Source organism: Candidatus Nitrosopumilus salarius BD31 (genome assembly GCF_000242875.2).
In the GTDB taxonomy this organism is placed as follows: Archaea; Thermoproteota; Nitrososphaeria; order Nitrososphaerales; family Nitrosopumilaceae; genus Nitrosopumilus; species Nitrosopumilus salarius.
In genome coordinates this window covers 1-2743 of record NZ_AEXL02000106.1, presented here as the reverse complement: position 1 = coordinate 2743, position 2743 = coordinate 1, and the positions used below count along the sequence as shown (strand labels likewise).

Below are 2743 nucleotides of genomic sequence, written 5' to 3'. Positions count from 1 at the left end.
GTACGGTCATGTAGGTTTTCATCTCTAGCATAAAGACTAAGAAACGCATTTTTCATTCCCTTTCCAATAGATTCGTATGGGGAAGTTGTTTCAGATCTGAAATCTCGATATAATTGAAGAGGGTGATTAGATTCATCGATAAATCTCATTGCTTTTAGAACACCTATTAACTTCTGATCATTACCTGATGAAAAGTTTAGTGTACTTTTAACAAAATCTGGAGAGAATTTGTCCTCAGGAGTTTTTGCTTGTCTAATACGTTCAAAATATTTTGGAATATTGCCCAAAGTTGAAAAATAAGGCAAGTCCACCATGAAGATATAAAAAATAATTAGTATTAAAACATGTTTTTCATATTATGAGAGATTTGAACAAAAATAACAATTCCACTTCAGAGAACTAATTACAATTCTTTTACAGCAAATAAATTCACTCCGAAATTACAGAAACAGCCTTGTGCAAGCCATAATTGTGCTGAATTTTCAGCAGTTTTACCACGGATGCGAACTCGGATGTTTGCAAAAACTGGTTGATTTTGTTCAAATCAGAAAAGGTTACAACATCAGTTTGACGATGCAGTTTTTTGAATGATTTTGTAAAAGAGTCTTTCTTGTATCTTCCTCTGGCAATCTGGATTGCAGATGCAATTCCAACCCCCGCCATTCTGGCCCCGGCATCCAAATTGCTTTGAAATTCAACCTTGGAGAATGATTTTTGAAAGACTTCTTTGGACAGTCTTCGAAATAGTGCATCATTGTTTTTCTTAGCAGAAGTTATTTCAAAGGCAACCTCGTCTATTTTTTCCAATGAGCTGTAAAACAGTCTGTCATGCATGGCTAATTATTTTCAACAGATTTTCTCGCAGTCGTTTCATGTCAGAAGATATGAAATGTTTATCAAATTCAGTTCCCTTTATTCCCACATATGCCTTGTCAAGAACAATAATGATTTGGTGGATGCTTGGAATTGGATCAAATTTTCCATCGACTAGATCAAACAGAGGTTTCAGGGATTCCATTTTACCCATCGTGTATTCTATTTTATGCGAATATTTCAAGCGAGTCTCAAAGGTATCAATTAGCTCAGCAAAGTATTCCTCATACTGTTTTTTTATAAAGTCAATCTGTTTTTGATTGTCTTTTACAAACTGATTGAGGTTGTCTTTTGCATGTAATGTAGTAGTGACAAGTTCAGATTTTACACACTTTGCAACTTTGTTGAAATTCTTTTTTTCCATATTCGGCACCGTTAGAGATTTCTAGTTGTAATTCATCATTATGAGATTCAAGCCACAACTTTGTCATTTTCAGATTTTCATTTTCTTTTTTTGAGTTTTTGAATTTGCAGATTCTAGTTTCCTGAAAAGTTTTTTGGCATTTCCTGCCTTTTCCAATTCTGCCAGAAAATCTTCAGGAGCCAGTCCGAAACTCTCAAAGGTTTTCTGCCATGCAGCAAGGTCTTTTTCTGAAACGCCACTTTTGCCCAATGCATCTACAGATGCAATGGATTCTGCCATGGATTTGTGCCTGAGAACAAGGTTTTCATGCCTAAGTGACATATCGTCGTATTTTTTTCCCAGTTCCCCAATCATTTTTTCAATCTCATCTAGCTTTGACTGTTTCTCATGCAATGCCAAGTCAATGGATTCATCTTTGCTAATACGAGAGCAAATCTTTGAAACATCATATCCTTGCGATTTTGCATTTTGCAACATATTGCATGCAGAATCAGCATCAGTCAGATCAAACCCGATGCTCTCCAAGAACTTTAGAGTATTTGTGATCTTTTCTACTTGTTGTTCAGTAAGATTGTTTTTCTTTAGCCGAACAGACAGGGCATTCTGTGATTGCTTGTATTGCTCAGAGAGTTTCTCAACGGATGTTTCCAGTTCGCTTTTATTTTTTACAAGTTCAGTACAATGACTTTCAATTTCTTCCAGGGAAACATTAGATTGAGACTGGATTGCAGAAACTGTTTTGCAGATTTCTATCAGGGATTCAGCAGACAGTCCATTTTGTTGTGCCATGGACAAGACGAACTCTACAAAGGAATTGATCTGTTTCGGATCAAGTTTGTGTTTTAATAAAATTGAGAATATCACATGGCCGTAAAACGCATCCTTTGGCTGCATCCCGTTTTTTCTAATTATTTTAAAAAAGTCATGCATTGCATCAATGCTCTTTTTATCAATCTTGGATGAAAAGTCATTAATGTATTCTGATATTGAACCCACACTCACCCCAGTGCTGTCATGAATTTCTCTAACTGATTCGCCCAAAATATATTTTTCAACGATATCATTGCGGGTTTCATCTGAATGCGGTTTTCTCATAGGATAAATCCCCCACGTTCATTATTCTGTTCATTTTGTTGTGCATGTTCATCAGGATTTTCAGAAAAGTCGAACGATTCATCAGCAATTTCAGATTGTTCATTTTGAAAATTTTTTTTATTATTTTCTAGAATGTGCCTTCTAATGATGTATTTTGAAAAACATTCCTTTTTGACACATTCTGAACATACCAGATAATCCTTTTCTGAACTAGATACTGAATATGTGATCTGAAAAGCAGGTTTTTCTGAACAGCATTGAAATATCTGGCTCATAATGAACATGTGGTTAAAATGCTAATATAGGACTAGCGTGCACATAAAATCAATGGATTTAGGTATAAAATTCTCTGATTATGCTAAACATGCACATAATTTAAACATTAAAGAAACAGCACAGGCCGTATTTGAC

The 2743-nt window shown here is 35.1% G+C and carries 5 protein-coding genes; all 5 read right to left on the bottom strand.

Features of this window, described 5'->3' with window-relative positions; all coding sequences use genetic code 11:
• On the bottom strand, positions 1-314 hold a 314-nt coding region (locus tag BD31_RS06045), incomplete at its 3' end, for a DUF5343 domain-containing protein (RefSeq protein WP_008299986.1).
• Positions 315-429: 115 nt separating this feature from the next.
• Complete coding sequence (locus BD31_RS06040; protein WP_158641230.1) at positions 430-807, bottom strand: hypothetical protein; 378 nt, start codon at positions 805-807, stop codon at positions 430-432.
• Between the two features lie 19 nt (positions 808-826).
• Entirely contained in the window at positions 827-1237 is a 411-nt protein-coding gene (locus BD31_RS06035) for a hypothetical protein (protein ID WP_008299974.1), read from the bottom strand.
• 69 nt (positions 1238-1306) lie between these two features.
• A complete protein-coding gene (locus BD31_RS06030; RefSeq protein WP_008299971.1) occupies positions 1307-2332 on the bottom strand; it encodes a hypothetical protein in 1026 nt (341 codons plus the stop codon).
• Positions 2329-2607: a hypothetical protein gene (locus BD31_RS06025; RefSeq protein WP_100222196.1), complete on the bottom strand. Its 279-nt coding sequence runs from the start codon at positions 2605-2607 to the stop codon at positions 2329-2331. The genes BD31_RS06030 and BD31_RS06025 overlap by 4 nt, the downstream gene beginning before the upstream one ends.
• Between the last annotated feature and the right edge of the window lie 136 nt (positions 2608-2743).

What these genes read in the sequence shown, in the direction of transcription:
- BD31_RS06035 (WP_008299974.1), bottom strand. Translation starts at nt 1,237, where the DNA reads ATGGAAAAAAAGAATTTCAACAAAGTTGCAAAGTGTGTAAAATCTGAA.
- BD31_RS06025 (WP_100222196.1), bottom strand. Translation starts at nt 2,607, where the DNA reads ATGAGCCAGATATTTCAATGCTGTTCAGAAAAACCTGCTTTTCAGATC.
- BD31_RS06030 (WP_008299971.1), bottom strand. Translation starts at nt 2,332, where the DNA reads ATGAGAAAACCGCATTCAGATGAAACCCGCAATGATATCGTTGAAAAA.